Below are 20,772 nucleotides of genomic sequence, written 5' to 3'. Positions count from 1 at the left end.
AGAAAACCAAAAAAGTTTGTTGCTAAACGATGAATATCTGAACGGTTATTTTTGTGATCAGACTAAAAGACAGGAGGAAATGCTGCGCGTTACCCAAAAGGTCGGAGGGGATAGCGTTTTGTAATCGGTACCTCAGCCCTATTCTGCATGGCGTAAAAAAACTTCTGTTTGTGGCTTCAAGCGAGAGGAGGAAGATAACTTGCCTCTTCGATGTTCTTGAATTTCAGACGAAAAAAAACCTGCTCGAAAGCAGGTTTTTCAAATATGGTCGGCGAGAGAGGATAACTCGCATCTTCGATGCGTGCCCTGCGGGCCGTTGCTAAAGCAACGTTGTCTCGCTTTGCTCGGCTCAAACCTCCTTCGGAGGTTCTCATCCTCTTGAATTTCAGACGAAAAAAAACCTGCTAAAAAGCAGGTTTTTCAAATGTGGTCGGCGAGAGAGGATAACTCGCATCTTCGATGCGTGCCCTGCGGGCCGTTGCTAAAGCAACGTTGTCTCGCTTTGCTCGGCTCAAACCTCCTTCGGAGGTTCTCATCCTCTTGAATTTCAGACGAAAAAAAACCTGCTAAAAAGCAGGTTTTTCAAATGTGGTCGGCGAGAGAGGATAACTCGCATCTTCGATGCGTGCCCTGCGGGCCGTTGCTAAAGCAACGTTGTCTCGCTTTGCTCGGCTCAAACCTCCTTCGGAGGTTCTCATCCTCTTGAATTTCAGACGAAAAAAAACCTGCTAAAAAGCAGGTTTTTCAAATGTGGTCGGCGAGAGAGGATTCGAACCTCCGACCCACTGGTCCCAAACCAGTTGCGCTACCAAGCTGCGCTACTCGCCGTCGCGGGGCGCATATTACTGCTGGCGATTATAAGCGTCAACGACTTTCTCCACCGTACCGCTCAAGTGGTGGCAAAATCATCAACCCACCACGAGCTGCAAGCAGATTACAGTAAATTATTCAACACATTGCCCCGCGGTACGTGGCACCAGTTGTTTTTATCCACAATACCGCCGTCTGGTGAGGTGTAGCCAAGGCAGCCAAGAATGGAGTCAAACAATTCGTCATGACGATGGGTTTTGCCAATACGTTGCTGCGCCTGCAACTGCTCAAACGCCAGTTGATGCTGCGGTTCGGCCAGGAATTGATCGGATGCCCAAACCATCATCGGCACACGAAACTGCTCTGGCGGGGCCATTTCACGCGGCGTACCATGCAAATGGGAGTTCTCACCGATCGACTCACCGTGATCGGCGGCATAAAACACGATGGCTTTCTTGTCACGCACCTGATCGAGCACACTGCTGATAAAAGTATCGGTGTACAGCACCGAGTTATCATAAGCGTTGATCAGCCGCTCTTTGGAGCAGAATTCATCTACTCCCATACACTCCGGCTGGTAACGCGCAAAGCTGCGAGGGTAACGCTGCGAATAGAGATAATGTGACCCTTTGGTATGCAGGATCACTAGATGCTTACCGTCCGGATAGCGCGCCAGCGACTCTTTCATCTCGTCCACCAGCAGCATATCGTCTACCGACTTACCGTCGTTACGCTTCTCAGAGGCAATCATTTCGCGGAAAGAGTAATTATCCACGTTAGTATTGTTGTAGAACCAGACTTCACTTTGCATGGCGAACAGTTCCGAGGTGAACCCCAGAGCGTTCAGTACGGCAAACACATTCTGCTCTTTCAGGGTGCGTTGCGGATTATCCAGAGCCCCCCCTTCGCGGACAAACATACAACGTAGTGACAGCTTGGTGGCGGTATCACAGGATTCACCACGAAACGCCACAAGGTTTTTTTCCTGGGACAATTTCGGCGTCGTATCGCGGCCATAGCCCAACACCCCCATATGATCCCAACGGGTGGTTTCGCCGATAATAAACACCACGTAGGTATCATCGATCCCAGCCGGTGGCACATAAGTAAAATTTTTGCTCGGATCAAACATATTAGCGTCATCCTGGCTTTCATCGTAACGGGTATAAGCAAACAACCCGAGTGCCGACAACCAGTTAGCAGGCAGATAAGAATGTGCTACCACGCCGCCGTAGCTGGGCAGATCGATATTGGTGATTTTTTCCTGCGCGTTTTGCTGCTTATCCAGCATACGTAACGGCAGCCACACCAGAGCCACCACCGCCAGCAGTATCAACAGCGGTTTAGTGCGGTGTCCAGGGGTTTTTAACTGTTCAATCAACGTATTGCGCAAGCTGTTCGTCCAGATACACAGCAGCGGCAAGGCGCTGACTCCCACCATCCACAGCACAAAGTGCAGACCAATCATCTCTTTGGAAAGATCGATATCAGTGGTCATTACCGAGACGATAATCCCATAGCCAATCACTACGTTGAAGAACGTCATGTAATAGCTGGCTGCCACGGAAATCAACACCAGCAGCGAGGCGATAATGCGGTAAAACAGCCGCCCACCGAGCGACATCAGCCGCATGATAAAAAAGGTGAACAGCACAATGGTAGCCACTTCGGTCACTGCGGCGACAACCTTAATCCCTTGAATACCTTGGGTAAAAGAGTCAAAACGACGGTAGAAAACGGAAATGTTCAAAAAAATGCCGATATAGATCGCCAGCAATAACGATAAATTCTGCTGGGACAACGAATTAACTTTGCTCATGTAACGCAGAAGCTCCGAGGCTTTACTTGCTATGGCCCATTCAGACAGTCAATGTGGTTGCAGGTTCATTCGCCAGGCAATAAGTTCGGTTTCACCTCGCATAATTAATATAATTATCATGGAATAAGCATTTTTTTCCACGTTTTGCGGCCGAATTTGGCGAGAAAATAGGGATAATAAGTGGAGCCAGAGCCCCAACTTTCACCGATTTTTTGCAGGAAACATCACTTAATGTTATGGATAACGCCAATGTGGCCGCGAGTAGCGTAAGAAAAGGAACCCACCTGCGGCTTCGCTTCACGCCCCATCAGAAGGTCACTACGGTTTTCAGCGCTGTCACCAGCCAGCAATAGCGCCGCCAGAGTCAGCGCATGGGGCATGGGGCATGGGGCATGGAATACTTCATTATTATCTTTTCTCCGTGCGCAAATATTCCCAGATACTGACTGCGGGCAACAACATTCCCTGGGTACAAGTAACCCATAATGAACAACAAGATGTTTTTATTAAGGCCCGCTATTTGCCAATAATGCCGCTCAGTTAAGCGCAAAGCGGCATAATCATGCATCAATGGCTAACCCTGTGCGGGAGAGCCGGAGTGAAGAGCTTGTAGTGCAGTGATTACTTGGCTTTCAGGCTGTTGCCGTTACTGCGGATCACATCGCGATACCAATAGAAACTCTTTTTCCGGCGGCGCTCGAGGCTGCCATTACCGGCATCGTCGCGGTCGACATAAATAAAGCCGTAACGTTTCGACATTTCCGCTTTTGAAGCACTTACCAGATCGATCGGCCCCCAACTGGTGTAGCCCATGACCTCAACCCCGTCGTCAATGGCCTCGCCCACCTGCACCAGGTGATCGTTGAGGTAGTTGATGCGGTAATCGTCGTTAATACTGCCGTCGGCTTCGAGACGATCTTTCGCCCCCAGGCCGTTTTCAACAATAAACAGCGGCTTCTGATAGCGGTCATACAGCACGTTGAGTAAATAACGCAGGCCAATCGGGTCGATCTGCCAGCCCCATTCCGAACTGGCCAAATGCGGGTTCGGCACCATATTGAGAATATTGGCTCGCTCGGTATTGTTCTGGGCTTTATCGGTGGTCACACAGCCGCTCATGTAATAGCTGAAGGAGATAAAGTCGACGGTTTCACGCAACGCCTGTTGATCTGCGTGGGTGATTTCCACCTGAATATCGTTTTCACGGAAGAAACGCCGCATATAGGCCGGATAGGCACCGCGCGCCTGCACGTCGCCAAAGAACAGCCAGTCGCGGTTCTGGCGCTGGGTTTCCAGCAGGTCTTCCGGCTTGCAGGTCAGCGGGTAGAGAATGCCTCCCAACAGCATATTGCCGATCTGCCCGCCCGGCACAATCTCGTGGCAGGCCTTCACCGCTTTAGCACTGGCCACCAGTTGGTGGTGGATCGCCTGATAAATTTCACTCTTACTGCTGTCTTCCGGCAACCCGACGCCGGTAAACGGCGCGTGCAGCGACATGTTGATCTCATTAAACGTCAGCCAGTATTTCACCTTGTGTTTGTAACGCTCAAACACCGTGCGGGCATAACGCTCGAAGAAGCCGATGGTTTTGCGGCTTGCCCAGCCGCCATATTTTTGCGCCAGGCCATACGGCATTTCGTAGTGAGACAGGGTAATCAGCGGCTGAATGCCGTACTTTGCCATCTCATCAAACAGCCGATCGTAAAATGCCAGCCCGGCCTCATTAGGCACTTCTTCATCCCCCTGCGGGAAGATACGTGCCCAGGCGATGGAGGTGCGCAGGCATTTAAAGCCCATTTCGGCAAACAACGCTACATCCTGCGGATAGCGGTGATAGAAGTCGATCGCCACGTCTTTAATGCCGCTGTCACCCGCCACGCGCGGCGTCAGCGCACCGAAAATCCCCTGCGGCTGCAGATCCGAGGTTGAAAGACCTTTCCCGTCACTAAGATACGCGCCTTCCACCTGATTGGCAGCAACCGCGCCCCCCCACAGAAAATGCTCTGGAAATTTGCTACTCATTGCTCTCTCCTCAATGATCCTGATTAACGTAATAAAGTCAGCAGCGCGGCCTGTTCCTGCACCGGACTATGGCCATTGGTCAACACATCAACATAATCATCACTGTTGCTGATGATGATCGGCGTGGTGGTGTCAAAACCGGCGGCCTGAATGGCGGCCTGATCGAACTCGATCAGCAAATCGCCTTGCATCACGCGATCGCCCTCTTTGATGTGTGCGGTGAAATGCAAACCGTCGAGTTTGACGGTATCAATACCGATATGGATGAGCAGCTCCGCACCGTCATCCGATTCAATGCCAATGGCATGTTTGGTCTTGAACAACGACACTACGCTCCCGTTAACCGGCGCAACAACCCGGCCCAGATGCGGCTTGATCGCCACCCCTTTGCCCAACAGACCGCTGGCAAAGGTGGCATCATTTACCTGTTCCAGCGGAACGATGTCCCCAGCAATCGGGCTGCTCACGGACTGCTTACGGCTAAGCAGCGTTTCGGTTAATGGCGCCTCTGCTGGCGCTGCTTCGGCAGGCGGCGCGAGGCCAAACAGGTAACTGGCAACAGCGGCAAACATAAACGACACCAGTGTCCCGACGATCGCCCCCCACACCGAGGAGTCAAAGCCTCCGGCCGGGATGATCTGGGCAAAGGTGAAAATGCTCACCAAGCCAAACGAGTAGACTGCCGTATGGAAGTAACCGATCACTGCACCACCCAGCGCACCGCCGATACAGCCGAAAATAAATGGCCGCTTGTTCGGCAGCGTGACCCCGTACACCGCCGGTTCGGTAATGCCAAAAATACCGGCGCTGACGGCAGAGCCTGCCATCACGCGCAGTTTGGCGTCACGAGTACGCAGCATCACCCCCAGCGTGGCCCCCACCTGCCCCATCACCGCAGGCAGCAGCAGCGGTGACATAGTGTCACGCCCCAGAACGCTCAGGTTGTTGATCATTAAGGGTACCAACCCCCAGTGCAGCCCGAAGATCACGCAGACTTGCCACATCGCGCCCATAACAGCCCCGGCAATCACCGGGTTGAAGGCATAAACGGTTTGATAGCCATGTGCCAGCAGGTGGCTCAGCCAGGTCGCCACCGGGCCAATCAGCAGGAAAGTCAGTGGAACGGTGACCACCAGACACATCAGCGGCGTCACAAAATTACGTAGGGCACTGTGGATCACCCGGTTAAATACCGGCTCCAGGCGGCAGGAGAGCCAGGCGGCAAAAATGATCGGAATCACCGAGGAACTGTAGTTGATAAAGGTAATAGGAATACCGAGGAAATGTTCAGGCTGGGCTCCCGGTTGCTGTGCCGCCTCAAACGCGGCTATCATCAGGGGATGCGTCAGTGCCCCGCCAATCGCCATGGTCACAAAGATATTGCCACCAAATTTCTTACCTGCGGTATAACCCAGCATGATCGGAAAGAAATAGAACAGCGCATCACTGGCGGCGAACAGCAGTTTGAAAGTGCCGCTGCCCTCGAGCAGCCAACCGCAGGCCAGGCTCAATGCCAGGAAACCTTTCAGGATCCCTGAGGCGGCCATCACACCAAGTAATGGAGTGAAAATGCCAGAAATGACGTCGATAAAGCGGCTGAGCAGATTCTCCTGTTTGCCGTCATCGTTTTTGGCCGGAGCATCATCACCGAATCCGGCCAGCGTATTGACGGCCTTATAGACCTCTGCGACATGGTTACCGACCACCACCTGAAACTGGCCACCGCTTTCCACGACCATGATAATACCTGGGTTTTTCTTCAAAATTGCAGCATCCGCCAGGCTGACCTCACGCAGCTTAAACCGCAGACGAGTGGCACAATGCACCAGGCTTTTCACATTGTCGCGGCCACCGACGCCGGCCAAAATCTCACTGGCTAATTCCTGATATTTCATCATATGTATCCTTCACGCTCCGCTCTGCCGCCCCTTAATCCACAGCGAGGGCCTGCCGCCATGGAAGAATTCAGCGCAAAAAAAAACCTAAACCTCACAGCACCTGATCCCAACACAGGAATACAGAAGCTTGAGGTTTAGGTTTTGCCTGCCGCAGCAGTGACAACCCTAAATCGGCTGAGTTATGACGTTAACACTCCATTTTTCAGTGCAGCAAGACTTTCCGTTACAAAGTTACCGAACTGTGATCCGCGATACAAAATGGCGAGTACCGCTATACGCCAAACTAATCATTAGCCAATCTAATTAAATCTATCCATGTGATTCATAGAAAATATACATTTAACGTGAATATCCCATCTGACACATGACAACAAAAATACATACACAACATAATGTTACTTTGTATCACCTCTTTTTGCTGAAAAAATTTTTTACTCCATCAATATACCGATCAACAAGAAAAATCCTAAATAACCATACATTTACGTGAATATTATTTGCGAAAAATCTTAACGAGTGACATGGATACATCAGAAAATCTAATTAAAATGTAGACAAAAATAATCAGCAGTATTATTACTGATGCCCGGCGTATTTGTTTTAGGGACAGCAGTAACCATGGCATTACGTACAAACCTTGGACGAATCTTAATCACTGGTGCAGGTGGCCAGGTTGCGATGGCTTTCAGGCAATTCGTCGGCGATCGCTATATTTTTCGGCTGGCGGAAAAACAGCATGATCGGCTAACCCATTTGCGGCCTAATGATGAAGCTCGGGTATTTGATATCACCGATCTTGAAGCCTGCCGTGCCGCCTGTGTCAATATTGATACCGTTTTGCATCTGGCTGCCGATCCTTCGCCCGCCGCGGATTTTTGTACCTCTCTAATGAAAAACAACATTCTCGGCACATTCAATATTTTCCGCGCAGCAAAAGACGCAGGCTGCAAACGCGTGGTGTTTGCCAGTTGCGCCCAGGTTGTGGAAGGGTATCCGCTGGATTACCAGGTTCGCCCGGAAGATGCGCCAAAGCCAAAGAGCCTATACGCGCTCAGTAAAGCCTTCGGGGAAGGCATTGCCGCCTACTTTGCCCATCAGGAGGGGCTTTCGGCACTGTCGGTACGCATTGCCAATTTCACTACGCTGGCCAGTCACCAGCAGATCAGCGCTCGCGATATGAGCGGGTTCCTCAGCCACCGTGATGCTGCCGATCTGCTCGATCGCTGCATTCGGGTAGCTGATGTTCAGTATGCGGTGGTACACGGCATTTCCAACAATCACTACAAAAGGCTGTCGCTGGAGGAGACCACGCACCTGCTGGATTATTACCCCGAGGATGATGCTTTCGCTTTGTGCGGTTTTACCTAAAAGATCATAATCCATTTACCCAGGGGAAAAGAGAATGCTCAGGCTCGCAACATTAGCGCAAGTTAATTAACCTAAGTACTACTTTTAATAACAGCAATGATGCAGAACGGATAATTGAGCGGGAAAAACGGACAGGTGGAAATAACCCCAACGCCGGGCTATTCCCGGCGCTGATGACGCACAATATTACGGTTTTTCGGCGATTTTACGCAGATATTCATTATTTTTAAACGCGATGATGATCATTTCAAAGCATACGCGGGTAAATACGCCGCCAATCACCAAGCCCAGCAGGCCACGGAAAAACTCGCCATAGAACATCAGCCCAACACCACCAACGACAACGCTCAGTAAGCAGAGCCAATAGATGAAAGTGATGATTTTTGGCGTTAGCATTGCCTCAAAAAAGAAAATATTTTTCACAGTGTATTTATCCCTTGTTAATATTTAAATCCCAAGAAAGGCAAAGGTGCCTCCCGCTGGCAAGCAGCGGCTAAATATTAATAATCTTTTCTGAATTTTACAAAGAGTAAAAATACGGGTTAAGAAAAGCATCTCTAGATGCGTGCTACAGCTTCAAATTGGCGCCAGATGCAACGATCGCAAATGTGTCGCCACCCCCCAACGTTGCAATTGCAACCGCCCGTGGCTCACATCAATCACGGAATAACCACAGCTCGGGTGACCATATTTGCTGATATCCTCCATCCAATCACTGCCTTTCAACTGCCAAATCAGCGCCTGCAGTGCGTGGCCATGTGTCACCACGCCAAAAGTTCCCCGCTGGGCAGAAGGAAATCCCTGAAAGAAAGCCATCATCCGCTGGGCAACGTCCATGGCTGACTCCCCTTCAGGGGCAGCGGCCGTAGGCTCACCCGCAAAAATGCGTGAAAAGGTTTCAGAATGATTGCGCATCGCCTGATGATAGGGTTGGCCCTGCAAGCAACCAAAGTGCTGTTCATACAAGCGTGCATCGTTGCTGATCTCACACTGGCAGTGCGCCGCCAGCGCCTGTGCGGTAGTCATTGCCCGCCCCGAAGGCGAACTGAAAAAATGTGTGAAAGCGATCTCTTTCAATGCCGCCATCAACGCAGCGATCTGCCGGTGTCCATGGGGCGTGACCGGGCTGTCGAGCTGCCCCTGAATAATCCCTTCCCGGCTCCATTCTGACTCTGCATGTCTGATCACGATAAAGCGCATATCTTCCCTCTTCCCTGCCACCATGAGGGTTAACTATAGACCATAAGCAGGGGCTCACGCGGGTAGCTCTGGCAATTGGCTATTAATCAGACATACCGCGCATAATCCCTGCAACCTGTACCGCTGACGTCGCGCGCAAAAGTGAACCCTCACTCCTATCCGTGGTAGCGCAATACCTCTATCAGCAGGGAAAAGGGCAAGGTATGCTGCCGACGTATCGGACCACCGGGCGTTGCCAAAACGGAGGGATATAAGGAACCTATCGCAACATCTGCCCTTATTTTATGCGATCTCCAGTTGGCCTTGGAGCCGCTCCCTCGCCTCAAGGAAGAAGAAACTTGTTAGGGTGTTTAAAGGCTGGGAAAGCATTGAGGATGAACCTCAACGCTTTCTCGGGTTCATTGGGTTGTATGGAACATTTTTCAGTAATAATTAATCAGAAAAACGGCCTTACCATCCGCACGCCCTGGTGTGACCTGCGCACTTTGCTGTATATACCGGGCAGCCATTGGAATTCTCACCGCACTGACGCCGCTGTTCGCAGGCGTATACCACGGTAGGGAAATTGGCCCCATTGATGGTCCCTGGCGCGATATTTCCTATTTTTATCAAACCAAATGAGAAACTGGTGTCGATATTGTGGGTGTTGGTCGTGCCGATCACACCCGTAGTGCCGTAGCTTTGTACAACATATGGCGTTGGTGTGATGCCTACGGAACCTTTCCATATGACGATCCCGACTCCAGCGATGCCGCTTGCAAAGACATACGTAAATTTACTGTTGCCCCAGCCCGACAACGCCGTTTGCGCGCTTAATATTTTTAAGTACTTATTGAACTGACGTTATCGGAACACAACTCACAACTGGTTGCATTGTGGGTTTAAAATAGCCCGTATAAAGTATGGTTCCGTCAGGCAAATCAGGGCCAGTCGTAATGTTAGCGGGTGTTAACGTTAAGGTTGCCGTAATCGCTGCGGATGGTAAACCGACCATAGCGCAATTGACACTAGACATAACATACGGGCTGATCGCTAGGCTTAGAAAGCCTGTCATAAGCCTGAGCCATTTACGGGTTACATCGTTCATGAACTCTCTTATTCCTTTAATTACGGGCGATGATAAATTTTTTTGACTTAATAAACCAACATCAACTTCTCTGGGTTTTCGCGACATGCGTATTATTCGAGAGACAACCAACAGCAAAATCCATTGGTAAAGAAAGTAATAGACGCGAGTTAACTATTCTCTGCGCATTTCCCTGGCTATATATCCTTTAGTTATCCTCTATTCCTGATTAATAATAATTAATCAGGAATACGGCCTTGCCATGCGCTTTACCCGGCGTCAGTTTTGCCGCCGTTTGAATATAGCGTGCAGCCAGTGGAATACGTATGATGCGGCTACCGTCTTTCGGCAACGTCATCGGGTATTCTGATGCAAAGTTAAATAGATAAGCGTTCCAAATAGTAGATCACTTGAAGGGAACTCAGCCCGGATTGTGCGATCTGATCAATCGCCAAACATCACAAATCACCAACCGGACTGAGCGATGCCGATAGTAGCACCAATACCCCGCAGTGAAAGACGCCTGATGCAAAAAGCGATTCACAGAACACGCGGCAAAAACCATGCACGCAGGCTGACAGCCATGCTGATGTTGCACCGAGGAGAACCTGTCAGCGCGGTCGCCAGAATGCTTTGCTGTGCACGTTCTTCCATTATTCGCTGGATTAACTGGTTTACCCGTTATGGTATCGACGGTCTGGAATCGCTTTCCCCCGGACGTGGACGCTGCTGGCCTTTTGAGCATATCTGCACGTTTTTACGTGAGCCGGTGAAACACACGCCAGGTGACTTTGGCTATCAGCGTTCACGCTGGAGTACAGAGTTATGGCGATAAAAATCAATGAAATAACCGGTTGTCAGTGACATGCTTCCACGGTTCGCCGCTGGCTGCCTGCTGCTGGTCTGGTATGGCGCAGAGCCGCACCTACACTCCATATTCGTGACCCGCGCAAAGAAGAAAAAATGGCGGTAATCCATAAAGCGCAGGAGAAATACAGCGCAGAAAATCCGGTGTTTTACGAAGATGAAGTGGATATCCATCTCAACCCCAAAATCGGTGCCGACTGGCAGGCACGCGCTCAGCAGAAACGCGTGGTGACGCCCGGGCAGAATGAAGGCAGGCGTTACACGAGACAATCACCCGTAATCATCAATGCCGCACCCGGTGGCAATTACTGAAAAAAGTCTGCCATTTTATGGCAACTGCCTGCCCATTCCCCGGTGGTAAACATGGGCTGGCAAAAGTGTAGCGATATTCGGATCACTTATTTAGAGTCTGATTTGGCTTTGGCTGACAGATCATGGCCTGCGACGGCCACAAAGTGTCGCTTTCAAAGCGACATTCAACGCGCACCTTCCCACTAGCGCTGATGAACATCACACACTCACCTGCCAAGGATTGGATTACGTGCTTATCTGCCATGCCGCCGCCGCTTTAATCCAACTTAGATGCTGTATACGCTTAATAGACCAGACGACCTGATGCAGGTGTTTTACTCTTTCGCTATATAGGATAGTTAAGCCTGATTAAACTCACTTGGAGTACGATATTGCCCTATCAGATAGCCGGTGGGACGTTGTTCTTATAGTTGGGACTCGTTAAGTCTAGCTAAACGTGATTTTGAGATATTTCTTGATTGCCGTACTGATTGATGCATCAGACTATGTGACATAGTATGATAATGAATTAAATGGATTTTTAATCACAACCACTGGGTTAATAATTAAAATGACGTGGTACAAAAATAGATTTTTTCTCGGCGCTGCTGTCCTCATAATCGGTATCAGCATTTATTTTATCCTTACAATAAGTGCAAACAAGCCAGCCCATAGTGATACTCCGCCAGAGAAACAGGCTGCACTTACCGTTAATATCGAAATACCCCAACAACAGAACTTACCACGCCAAATCAACGCCAACGGTAATATTGCTGCCTGGCAGGAGGCGAGCGTCAGCAGTGAAGCTGATGGGTTACGCCTGGCAGAAATTTACGTCAATGTCGGTGACCGTGTGCGTAAAAACCAACTTCTTGCGCGTTTTGATCCCGAAACAGTCGCCGCTGACCTTGCCCAAGCAGAGGCAGCTTTAGCAGAAGCTCAGGCAAATAAAGACGAAGCCAGCACGAATGCACAACGCGCACGCCAACTGAAGAATACCGGTGCACTCAGCGAATTGCAGATCGACCAGTATCTCGCCATCGATAAAACAGCACGTGCTCGCGTCCAACAAGCGAAAGCGCAAGTTCAATACCAGCGGTTGCGCATGGAGAACACGCGCGTACTGGCTCCAGACGATGGTATTATCTCGTCGCGCAGCGCAACTGTTGGCAACGTCGCCAACCGTGGCAACGAGTTATTCCGGCTGATCCGTCAAGAGCGCCTGGAATGGCGCGCAGAACTGACCGCAGCAGAATTACCCTACCTCAAACCGGGTATGAGTGCCGTATTGCGCACCACAGCGGGAACCGAGCTCACTGGCCGCATCCGCGCCCTGGCCCCTGCACTCGATCTGCAAACACGTAACGCCATCGTCTATGTCGATATCACCCCAACGCAGCAGCAACAGCTCGGAGTAAAGGCGGGTATGTTTGCCCAAGGGGCGTTCCACGTCGGTGAAACATCGGCACTCACCGTTTCACAATCCGCTCTCGTCTCACGCGAAGGATTTCACTACCTTTTTGCCGTTGATGAAGCGGGTAACGTCAGCGAAATTAAAGTCGAAGTAGGTCAGCTATATCAGGGGCGGTTTGAGATCCTCACCGGCCTGCGGCCCGATATGCGTATCGTTTCCAGCGGTGCTGGTTTCCTCAATCACGGCGAAAGAGTGCGCGTTAACCCCCTCCCCACAGGGGGAGCAGCACAATGAATCTCTCTACCTGGTCTATACGTAATCCCATCCCCGCCGCTATGTTGTTTGTGCTACTCACCGTCGCTGGGATCATCAGTTTCCGTAGTATGAAGATCCAACAGTTTCCAGACATCGAGTTACCGATGGTCACCGTCAGCGCCGCCTTGCCGGGCGCTTCGCCGGAACAGTTAGAAAACGACGTGGCGCGCAAACTGGAGGACTCCGTTGCTTCCCTACAGGGGCTAAAGCACATCTATACCAAGATCTCCGAAGGCAGCGTGGTTATGACGCTGGAATTTCAGTTGGAGAAACCGGTCCAGGAAGCCGTGGATGATACGCGTTCGGCAGTACAGGGGGTGCGCTCTGATCTGCCCAGCGATGTCCGTGATCCTGTTGTACAACGCGTCAATCTGGCCGGAACGCCGGTGCTGGTGTATGCGGTACGCTCAGAACATTTGGACGAAGAAGCACTGTCATGGTTTGTGGATAACTCGCTGGTGCGCCGCTTGCAGGCGATCCGCGGCGTCGGCGCCGTCAAACGAGTCGGAGGCGTCAATCGTCAGGTCCAAGTCGTGCTCGATCCGTTAAAGCTACAAAGCCTGGGGCTGAGCGCGGCACAGATCTCGCAACAATTGCGTTTAGTGCAGCAGGATGCCCCCAGTGGACGAGCCGAGCTGGGCAGCAGCGAACAAACTATCCGCACCCTAGGGGGGCAACACTCCGCCAAGGAGATCGCGGCACTGCAGATCCCGCTTGTCGATGGGCGTTACGTTCGCCTCGATCAACTCGCTACCGTCATCGACACCGTGGCTGAAGTCCGCGCTTCTGCCTTTGTTGACGGTAAGCCCGTCGTTGGGTTTGAGATCGTGCGCAGCCGCGGGGAGAGCGAGGTAGAAGTTGGCGACGCCGTGGAAAAAGCGTTGGAAAAAATTAAGGCAGAGTACCCGCACCTGATTTTCACTCAAGCATTTGACTTCGTCAGCCCGGTCAAAGCGGAGTACAGCTCATCACTCAATCTGCTGTATGAAGGCGCGCTGTTGGCGGTGCTGGTCGTCTGGTTTTTCCTGCGCGAATGGCGGGCTACGTTTATTTCGGCAGTGGCGCTGCCCATGTCGGTGATTCCGGCTTTTTTTGGCATGGCCTTGATGGGGTTTTCTATCAATGTGATCAGTCTGCTGGCCCTGTCGTTGGTGATCGGGGTCCTGGTTGATGACGCGATTGTTGAGATCGAAAACATCGTGCGCCACTTGCGCAGTGGTAAAACCCCCTATGAAGCTGCGATGGAAGCCGCTGATGAGATTGGCTTAGCGGTGATTGCCACCACTTTTACCCTGATCGCCGTTTTCCTTCCTACGGCGTTTATGAGCGGTATTGCAGGCAAATTTTTCAAAGAGTTTGGTTGGACGGCGTCGATCGCCGTTTTTGCTTCGCTGGTGGTTGCGCGCATTCTTACGCCAATGATGGCCGCTTATATGCTCAAGCCCCTGGTGGCAAGCGATCGCGATCCGGCCTGGCTCACCCGCTATTTACGCATCGTCAACTGGTGTACTCATCATAAGATCAAAACGCTGTTTTCTGTCGGGCTATTCTTTATTGCATCACTGATGTTGATCCCCCTGCTACCTTCTGGATTTATGCCGCCGGATGATAACTCGCAAACTCAAGTGTCTGTTGAGCTGCCGCCAGGATCGACGTTAACCCAGACGGAAGCGATGGCTGAACAGACGCGTCAGTTGCTCCGTCAGATACCTGAAATACGCAGCATCTATACCACTATTGGTGCCGGAAGTGCGGGAAGCGATCCCTTCTCCTCCGCCCTGGTGGAACCGCGCAATGCGACCTTGACCATCCAACTCATTGAGCGCAATGAGAGAGAACGTAAACAACATATTGAAACGCGCATCCGTAATCTATTGGCACAACTGCCTGGGGTACGTATCAAAGTGGGCCTGGGAGCATCTGGAGAGAAATATATTCTGGTGCTGAGTGGCGAAGATCCACGCAGCCTGGCGTCTGCCCAACAGGCGGTGCTGCGCGACTTGCGCACTATTCCAGGGTTGGGAAATATCGCGTCTACCGCCAGCCTCGTCCGGCCGGAGGTGGTCATTCGTCCTGACTTTGCACGCGCAGCCGATCTCGGGGTCAGCAGTGCCGCTATCGGCGAAACGCTGCGGGTCGCCACCTTGGGGGACTATGATATGTCGTTGCCAAAGCTGAATTTGCCCCAAAGGCAACTGGACATCGTGGTGAAACTGGATGATGCAGCACGGCAAGATATCGAAACGTTAAAACGTCTTATTATCCCCGGTACTAAAGGCCCGGTGATGCTCAGCCAGGTTGCAGATATCGCGATCGCAAGCGGGCCTGCGGTGATCAACCGCTACGATCGCTCGCGCAATATCAATCTGGAGATCGAACTTTCCAATATTCCATTAGGTACCGCGGTAAGTGAGGTAAAAAAACTGCCCTCAATACAGAATTTGCCTGCCGGGGTGAGCGTGGTCGAAGTAGGCGATGCTGAAACCATGAGCGAACTCTTTGCCAGCTTTGGGTTGGCTATGCTGATCGGTATCCTCTGTATTTACATCGTGTTGGTGCTGCTGTTCAAACATTTCCTACACCCGGTGACCATCCTTGCCGCACTGCCTTTCTCTTTAGGCGGAGCCTTCGTCGGCCTGTTAGTCGCAGGGCAAAGCTTGTCAATGCCTTCGCTGATTGGCCTGATTATGTTGATGGGGATTGCCACAAAGAACTCTATTCTGCTGGTGGAGTACGCTATTGTGGCGCGGCGCGGCAATGATGGCAGCGACGGGCGGCCAGCCGTGGCGGCCAAACCGCGCCAAGAGGCACTGATGGATGCCTGCCATAAACGTGCGCGCCCGATCATCATGACCACCGTTGCCATGGGCGCAGGTATGTTGCCCATTGCAATAGGGCTGGGCAATGCCGACCCCAGCTTCCGTTCACCGATGGCCATTGCCGTGATTGGCGGCTTGTTGACCTCAACCGTGCTGAGCCTGCTGGTGATCCCGGCGATATTTTTATACGTTGATGACTTTAGCCAGTGGTGTTACCGCAAATTCATTAAAAAGCCTTCTTAATCAGGGAGATCACAGGAGTCGCATATAGGCCTCATCATTATGAAAAAAAAATAATTATTTAATATGGATAGTTAAGAAACCCCCACAAGCACCCCCAAATGCTTTTGCTTGCAAAAACTCGGGGTATTCAAGGATACTTTTTTGTGTCAGTTTTCCACTGTAGTAAACTGGCAATATCCTTTTCTCCCTCAGCTTCTTTTAAACGCCGTTGCTGCTCAACAAATTGGATGTATTCAGCCTGCGCTTTTTCATCTGCCGTTTTTTTACTGACCGTACCAGCACCCTGTAGAACCTCGCGGTCGTTAAATTGTAGGAACTGATCCAACTTTTCCTGCCAGTCACGCAAGAACACCTGTTGGCGACGTCTGGCCTGATCTTCGGCAAAATCCAGCCACATGTTGACCACGCGGTTGAGTTCGCTGACTTCATCCTGATTGAGGTAGTTTTTCGCCACCGTCATATCGCTTTTACGCACCTCTTCGCCTTTATAGCTGCTCAAGCCCATATGGGGCTGGCTGGCATCAGCACGTTGGTGGATGAGTTCGGCAGCAGTATGGCCGGTACAGGCAAAATGTAGTTTGTTCTGGATGGTTTGAAAAAACAGCGTTGTCTCTTTGAGTGAAGGCTGGTAGTCGGCGGCTAACGCAAAGATCTCCCGAACCCGCAAATAAACCCGCCGCTCGCTGGCGCGAATATCACGGATGCGTTCCAGCATCTCGTCAAAGTAGTCAGGTACGGTAGAGGAACCCACGGGCGGATTTTTCAACCGCTCATCGTCCATCACAAAACCTTTGATCAGGTATTCCTGGAGCGTTCGGGTTACCCACTGGCGGAATTGGGTGCCTCGAGGTGAACGGACACGATAGCCGACAGCAAGAATGACGGGCAGACTATAGTGAAGTATGTTGCGGCTTACCTGGCGGCTTCCTTCCTGTTGAACTTGTAAGTAAGACTTACAGGTTGCGTTTTGCTCAAGTTCGCCTTCTTCATAGATCGCTTTAATGTGTTGGGTGATGGCTTGGGGAGTCACCTGGTAAAGATTCGCAATAGTCGCTTGGGGCAGCCATAGTGTTTCTTGCTCAAAGCGGCATTCAACACGCACTTCGCCGTCATCGCTGGCAAACATAACAAATTCACCTGCAGGGAATTGGGTTAAGTGCTTATCTGTCATGCCACCTCCGTTTTAATCAGACTAACAACGCTATGCTCCGATTAGTATGCCAGACGTTGTGACTCATTACGTACTGGGATAAGAATGTTCATTTTTATCATCACTTACTTATATCAGCAGCAGTACCAAGTTTATCATCCTCTTGCAGCCATAACTTCAGCCGTTGCGTTTATCAAGGCGCAGCCTAATTCGACAGTCGGCTAAGTGCCAGGAGCTGACCTTGCTTAAATACCCCTGAGGAATAATGGATTACTTAAAGAAAACTCCACACAAATTTTCTGCTCCACTCTCTCGTTAACTCAAAACAAATCATCAACCGAACTGTGCGATAGCGATCAGAACCCCCAACTTTCTTCTAAATTAAAGATAGAAGGGGGTTTTACAGAAGGTAGGTTATTCGTTCTCACAGAGTTGCTGGATGGCTTCTGCTTCTTGTAAATATGCCATTCTGTTACCCAAAAAATCTAGTCGGTTTTTAAGGAGGCTGATATTTAATGTTAAATACCTTTTTCTCGCCATTAGTTCACTACCTTGCAAACTCTCTAATTCTTCCAGCGGTGCAGTATCTATTTCATCGAGTTCAAGCTTATAAGCATTCAATCGTTGTTGATATTCGGAGTAAATAGGATATATTTGTTCAACATTCTCTATATCGCCTAAATGTAAGTGATTAATTTCAACTGGATACTTAAACCCTCTCTTTCCATTCCTTTTGTATTTAATGGATAGAGAGTCAGTAGCATTTACGGTACTGGCATTTGTCAGCTCTGTAATAACTGCCTCATCAATTCTCGCGTTCAAATGGTTATTAGCGTGATGAAGAAAAGTATCAATATTCTGAAGTAGAAATTCTGCTGCACCATGCTTTTTTATTTCGGTGCGGAGAGATTCATTAGGGCCACGTATTTTACCTTCAATTTTATAGTAAAAATCAGATTTAGCATCATTCGAAACGTAAACTACATTGCTCCCTGGCTTGCTGCCAACATACTCAAGAATCTGGCTCCAAACATAATAATCGCCGTATTCAGCGTCATAATTAATACCGTCGAATGAATAAAAACTTTCTTTCTTATCTGCGCTATCATCAAAGCCAGGGCCAACTTTGTACTTATACCGGATTTTCCCACTTTTATTTAAATCATCTACGACCTTCTGTTCATTAGGGGCGGAACCGATGCGACCTTCTGTTAGAACGTCAATTTTATCCCGTATCACATCATGGTTTTTTAAAAAATCTATATTGCTCTTTCTGATATCAATATGATTTGCAGAGAATTCATTGACAATATTTTCAATCTGGCTAAAAATGGTGTTAAGCTCGCCTTTTAAATTGGAATATCGTGAGATGGTTTGATTATGTTCACCATCAAAAACTTGAGTTTTTAGCTCATTGATAGATGCCTTGATTTTCTTTGGTATTTTTTCCAAGGCATCACGACTGTCCTTGACCACTTTTAGCCGATTTCGTTGATATTCGAGACACACATGATGAGGGAACCAGCATTGTTCTTTTATATTCTCCCATATTTCAAAAAAACGATTACGGGTTTCTTCCTCGCACCGATAGAGAGTAAGGAGGATGTTTGCATCAAAAATAAATATCGTATTTTCTGAAGTAAACATTGTGCCTATCGAATCTTCACTAATACCATAGAATCCTGAGAAACTGTTCTGCATGTTATACCTTCATGGATGTTAGATTATTGTATATTCATAAGATTACTGCCAAACCTACATCTTATCCTGTCTTTATTGCTTACAACAAATGGTAATTTAATCGCAATTTATCATCAAGATGATTTAAAATCAGTGTTTAGGGATCTTCACGGCAAACATAACGTCCGCTTCACGCCCTGAGACATTCGACAAGCTTTTTATGGCCTAAGTAAAGGCGAGTGTCGCGCTTCGAGAGCCAACAAATACTTTGCTTCATCGTACTGGGTTCTGGTCTTCCAGCAGCGGTAAATGATCCTTATCCATTTGAATGCCAGAGCCCGGATTGCAGATTGGTGAGATTTTCCTTTTTCTCGCAGTCCCTGATAATAAAGTCTGGCCCAGTATGATGAGTTAACCGTCTTGGCAGCCCATTCAACAAAGGTCTGCCTGACGAACTTGGCACACTGCCATCGCCAGTGAACCCAGGATTTCTGGCCACTTCGTTCTGTCACCGGTGCTATACCTGCGTAGTTTTGAATTTCTTCAGCGCTGTTAAACCGGTCACGGTTATCACCAAGTGCAGCAAGCATCCGTGGGCCCATACACGGCCCCATGCCCGGAAGTGATTTGAACAGCCCCGCGTCTGGCAATGTGTCAAACAGCGTTTCGATTCGTTCGTCATAGGTTTTGATGATTTCACTCACGACTTTAATTTGTGTCGCCAGTGCTGTTGCCATCAAAGCATTAGCCTCTATAACACTCGGGTCTGTCGTCAATGGGATCGCGTTATCAATACTCGCAACACGTTGCTCGGTAAGGGCCATTGCGCGGCCACCTTTGGCATTCAGAAAGTTGCGGATCGTGTCGCGCCTGGCTCGTTTCAGTTGTTGCAGACTGGGCCACCGGATAATCAGCTCACACAATAGTAAGCTACCCCGATGTGAGAACCACTCCAGTGGCTGAGGATAATACTGTTTTAGCGTGTTGATTATCCGGTTCACAAAACGGCGTTTATCTTCAACCAACTGACGGCGTTGCTCAACCAGTTGCTGAAGTAAGCGAATATCCGCATTGTCGGGTTCAATAGCTTTTATCTTCTGGGGGTAACGCAGCATTAACTCTAATGCCAGCTCGGCATCCTGCGGGTCATCTTTAGCGCCGCTGGGCGAGAAGGCTTGCCGGTAACGAGCCAGGGACAAAGCGTGGACGGGGAAAACGGTGATAAACGGATATTTCTGAAGAGCATACACCACGGGACCTTTCTTTAGCTCAACGGCGATAGCGATCCTGCCTTTTACCTTCTGGTGTAACTCAGTAAGCCAGACATCAAGCGCTTCTGCTGTATGTTCAATCACATGGAATACGCGTTCACCGTTTTTAAACTGAACACAGACATCGTGTTTTTTATCTGCCCAGTCCAGACCAACGTGCGCAGCAAATTGATTAGTCGCAGTCATCACCAACTCCTTTTCATCGGGGATTGGTATGCATTCCACGCTCTTCGAAAGAAATATAGCCAGCAGTTTATCTGCATGCCCTGAGTATTCGTTAGCGAACGTGGAGCACCTACTGGCTCGAAAGAAAAGCGGCGATCATCGCATGATTCTCGCTCAATATTCGTAACCAGTAAGCGCATACCCTGAATCACTTCAAAGTGTAATTCTCAGGGTGCGAATGACTATATTTCGCTCATAGCAGACGGCAAGTTACATAGACCTGTCCGTTCCCTGACAGGAGCGGACATTTGATATTTGACCGCATTTTATTGTTCTGCGGGGTTTGTTGGTTGGCGAAATAACCCCGCATTTCG

General features: G+C 49.8%; 12 protein-coding genes, 1 tRNA gene, 3 other RNA genes and 2 pseudogenes. 4 read left to right on the top strand and 14 right to left on the bottom strand.

Annotation, left to right across the window (positions count from 1 at the left end):
- Positions 1 to 265: 265 nt before the first annotated feature.
- The 7 genes from BMI79_RS22075 to bglF form a co-directional block, all read right to left on the bottom strand.
- Positions 266 to 395: non-coding RNA, RtT sRNA (locus BMI79_RS22075), on the bottom strand.
- A 32-nt stretch (positions 396 to 427) separates the two neighbouring features.
- Positions 428 to 557, bottom strand: a non-coding RNA gene (locus tag BMI79_RS22070) — RtT sRNA.
- 32 nt (positions 558 to 589) lie between these two features.
- Positions 590 to 719: non-coding RNA, RtT sRNA (locus BMI79_RS22065), on the bottom strand.
- Positions 720 to 751: 32 nt separating this feature from the next.
- Positions 752 to 828 (bottom strand) — tRNA-Pro (locus BMI79_RS22060).
- A 106-nt stretch (positions 829 to 934) separates the two neighbouring features.
- A complete protein-coding gene (gene eptB / locus BMI79_RS22055) occupies positions 935 to 2,629 on the bottom strand; it encodes a kdo(2)-lipid A phosphoethanolamine 7''-transferase (protein ID WP_076944298.1) in 1,695 nt (564 codons plus the stop codon).
- 621 nt (positions 2,630 to 3,250) lie between these two features.
- Positions 3,251 to 4,651 carry a glycoside hydrolase family 1 protein gene (locus BMI79_RS22045; protein ID WP_076944296.1) on the bottom strand — a complete coding sequence of 467 codons (1,401 nt, stop codon included), beginning with the start codon at positions 4,649 to 4,651 and terminating at the stop codon, positions 3,251 to 3,253.
- Between the two features lie 23 nt (positions 4,652 to 4,674).
- Positions 4,675 to 6,546 (bottom strand): PTS beta-glucoside transporter subunit IIABC, encoded by a 1,872-nt coding sequence (gene bglF / locus BMI79_RS22040; protein WP_076944295.1) that lies wholly within the window; start codon positions 6,544 to 6,546, stop codon positions 4,675 to 4,677.
- 621 nt (positions 6,547 to 7,167) lie between these two features.
- Here bglF and BMI79_RS22035 point away from each other — a divergent pair.
- Positions 7,168 to 7,917, top strand: a complete 750-nt coding sequence (locus BMI79_RS22035; protein ID WP_076944294.1) for an NAD-dependent epimerase/dehydratase family protein — start codon at positions 7,168 to 7,170, stop codon at positions 7,915 to 7,917.
- Positions 7,918 to 8,103: 186 nt separating this feature from the next.
- Here the strand turns inward: BMI79_RS22035 and BMI79_RS22030 are convergent, their stop codons facing one another.
- The 3 genes from BMI79_RS22030 to BMI79_RS24435 all read right to left on the bottom strand — a co-directional run bounded on the left by BMI79_RS22030 (position 8,104) and on the right by BMI79_RS24435 (position 10,541).
- On the bottom strand, positions 8,104 to 8,340 hold the full coding sequence (locus tag BMI79_RS22030) for a DUF4282 domain-containing protein (RefSeq protein ID WP_076944293.1): 237 nt from the start codon (positions 8,338 to 8,340) through the stop codon (positions 8,104 to 8,106).
- A 153-nt stretch (positions 8,341 to 8,493) separates the two neighbouring features.
- On the bottom strand, positions 8,494 to 9,117 hold the full coding sequence (locus BMI79_RS22025) for a histidine phosphatase family protein (RefSeq protein ID WP_076944292.1): 624 nt from the start codon (positions 9,115 to 9,117) through the stop codon (positions 8,494 to 8,496).
- A 1,295-nt stretch (positions 9,118 to 10,412) separates the two neighbouring features.
- Positions 10,413 to 10,541 (bottom strand): fimbrial protein, encoded by a 129-nt coding sequence (locus BMI79_RS24435; RefSeq protein WP_277755830.1) that lies wholly within the window; start codon positions 10,539 to 10,541, stop codon positions 10,413 to 10,415.
- A 126-nt stretch (positions 10,542 to 10,667) separates the two neighbouring features.
- Between BMI79_RS24435 and BMI79_RS22015 the strand changes: the two are divergent.
- Positions 10,668 to 11,433, top strand: a pseudogene (locus tag BMI79_RS22015) (IS630 family transposase).
- 41 nt (positions 11,434 to 11,474) lie between these two features.
- Here the strand turns inward: BMI79_RS22015 and BMI79_RS24345 are convergent.
- Positions 11,475 to 11,606 (bottom strand): annotated as a pseudogene (locus BMI79_RS24345) (hydroxyacid dehydrogenase); the annotation flags it as partial.
- 306 nt (positions 11,607 to 11,912) lie between these two features.
- Between BMI79_RS24345 and BMI79_RS22010 the strand changes: the two are divergent.
- A complete protein-coding gene (locus tag BMI79_RS22010; RefSeq protein ID WP_076944290.1) occupies positions 11,913 to 13,049 on the top strand; it encodes an efflux RND transporter periplasmic adaptor subunit in 1,137 nt (378 codons plus the stop codon).
- Positions 13,046 to 16,132: an efflux RND transporter permease subunit gene (locus BMI79_RS22005; protein ID WP_076944289.1), complete on the top strand. Its 3,087-nt coding sequence runs from the start codon at positions 13,046 to 13,048 to the stop codon at positions 16,130 to 16,132. The genes BMI79_RS22010 and BMI79_RS22005 overlap by 4 nt, the downstream gene beginning before the upstream one ends.
- A gap of 127 nt (positions 16,133 to 16,259) precedes the next feature.
- On the opposite strand, the gene BMI79_RS22000 is transcribed toward BMI79_RS22005, so the two are convergent.
- The 3 genes from BMI79_RS22000 to BMI79_RS21990 form a co-directional block, all read right to left on the bottom strand.
- A complete protein-coding gene (locus BMI79_RS22000) occupies positions 16,260 to 17,303 on the bottom strand; it encodes a virulence RhuM family protein (RefSeq protein WP_076944288.1) in 1,044 nt (347 codons plus the stop codon).
- A gap of 393 nt (positions 17,304 to 17,696) precedes the next feature.
- Entirely contained in the window at positions 17,697 to 18,983 is a 1,287-nt protein-coding gene (locus BMI79_RS21995; protein ID WP_076944287.1) for a PIN-like domain-containing protein, read from the bottom strand.
- 197 nt (positions 18,984 to 19,180) lie between these two features.
- Positions 19,181 to 20,419 carry an IS110 family RNA-guided transposase gene (locus BMI79_RS21990; protein ID WP_076944286.1) on the bottom strand — a complete coding sequence of 413 codons (1,239 nt, stop codon included), beginning with the start codon at positions 20,417 to 20,419 and terminating at the stop codon, positions 19,181 to 19,183.
- Between the last annotated feature and the right edge of the window lie 353 nt (positions 20,420 to 20,772).

It is taken from the genome of Serratia oryzae, from assembly GCF_001976145.1.
Classification (GTDB): Bacteria; Pseudomonadota; Gammaproteobacteria; order Enterobacterales; family Enterobacteriaceae; genus Chania; species Chania oryzae.
This window is presented reverse-complemented; position numbering and strand designations above follow the sequence as displayed.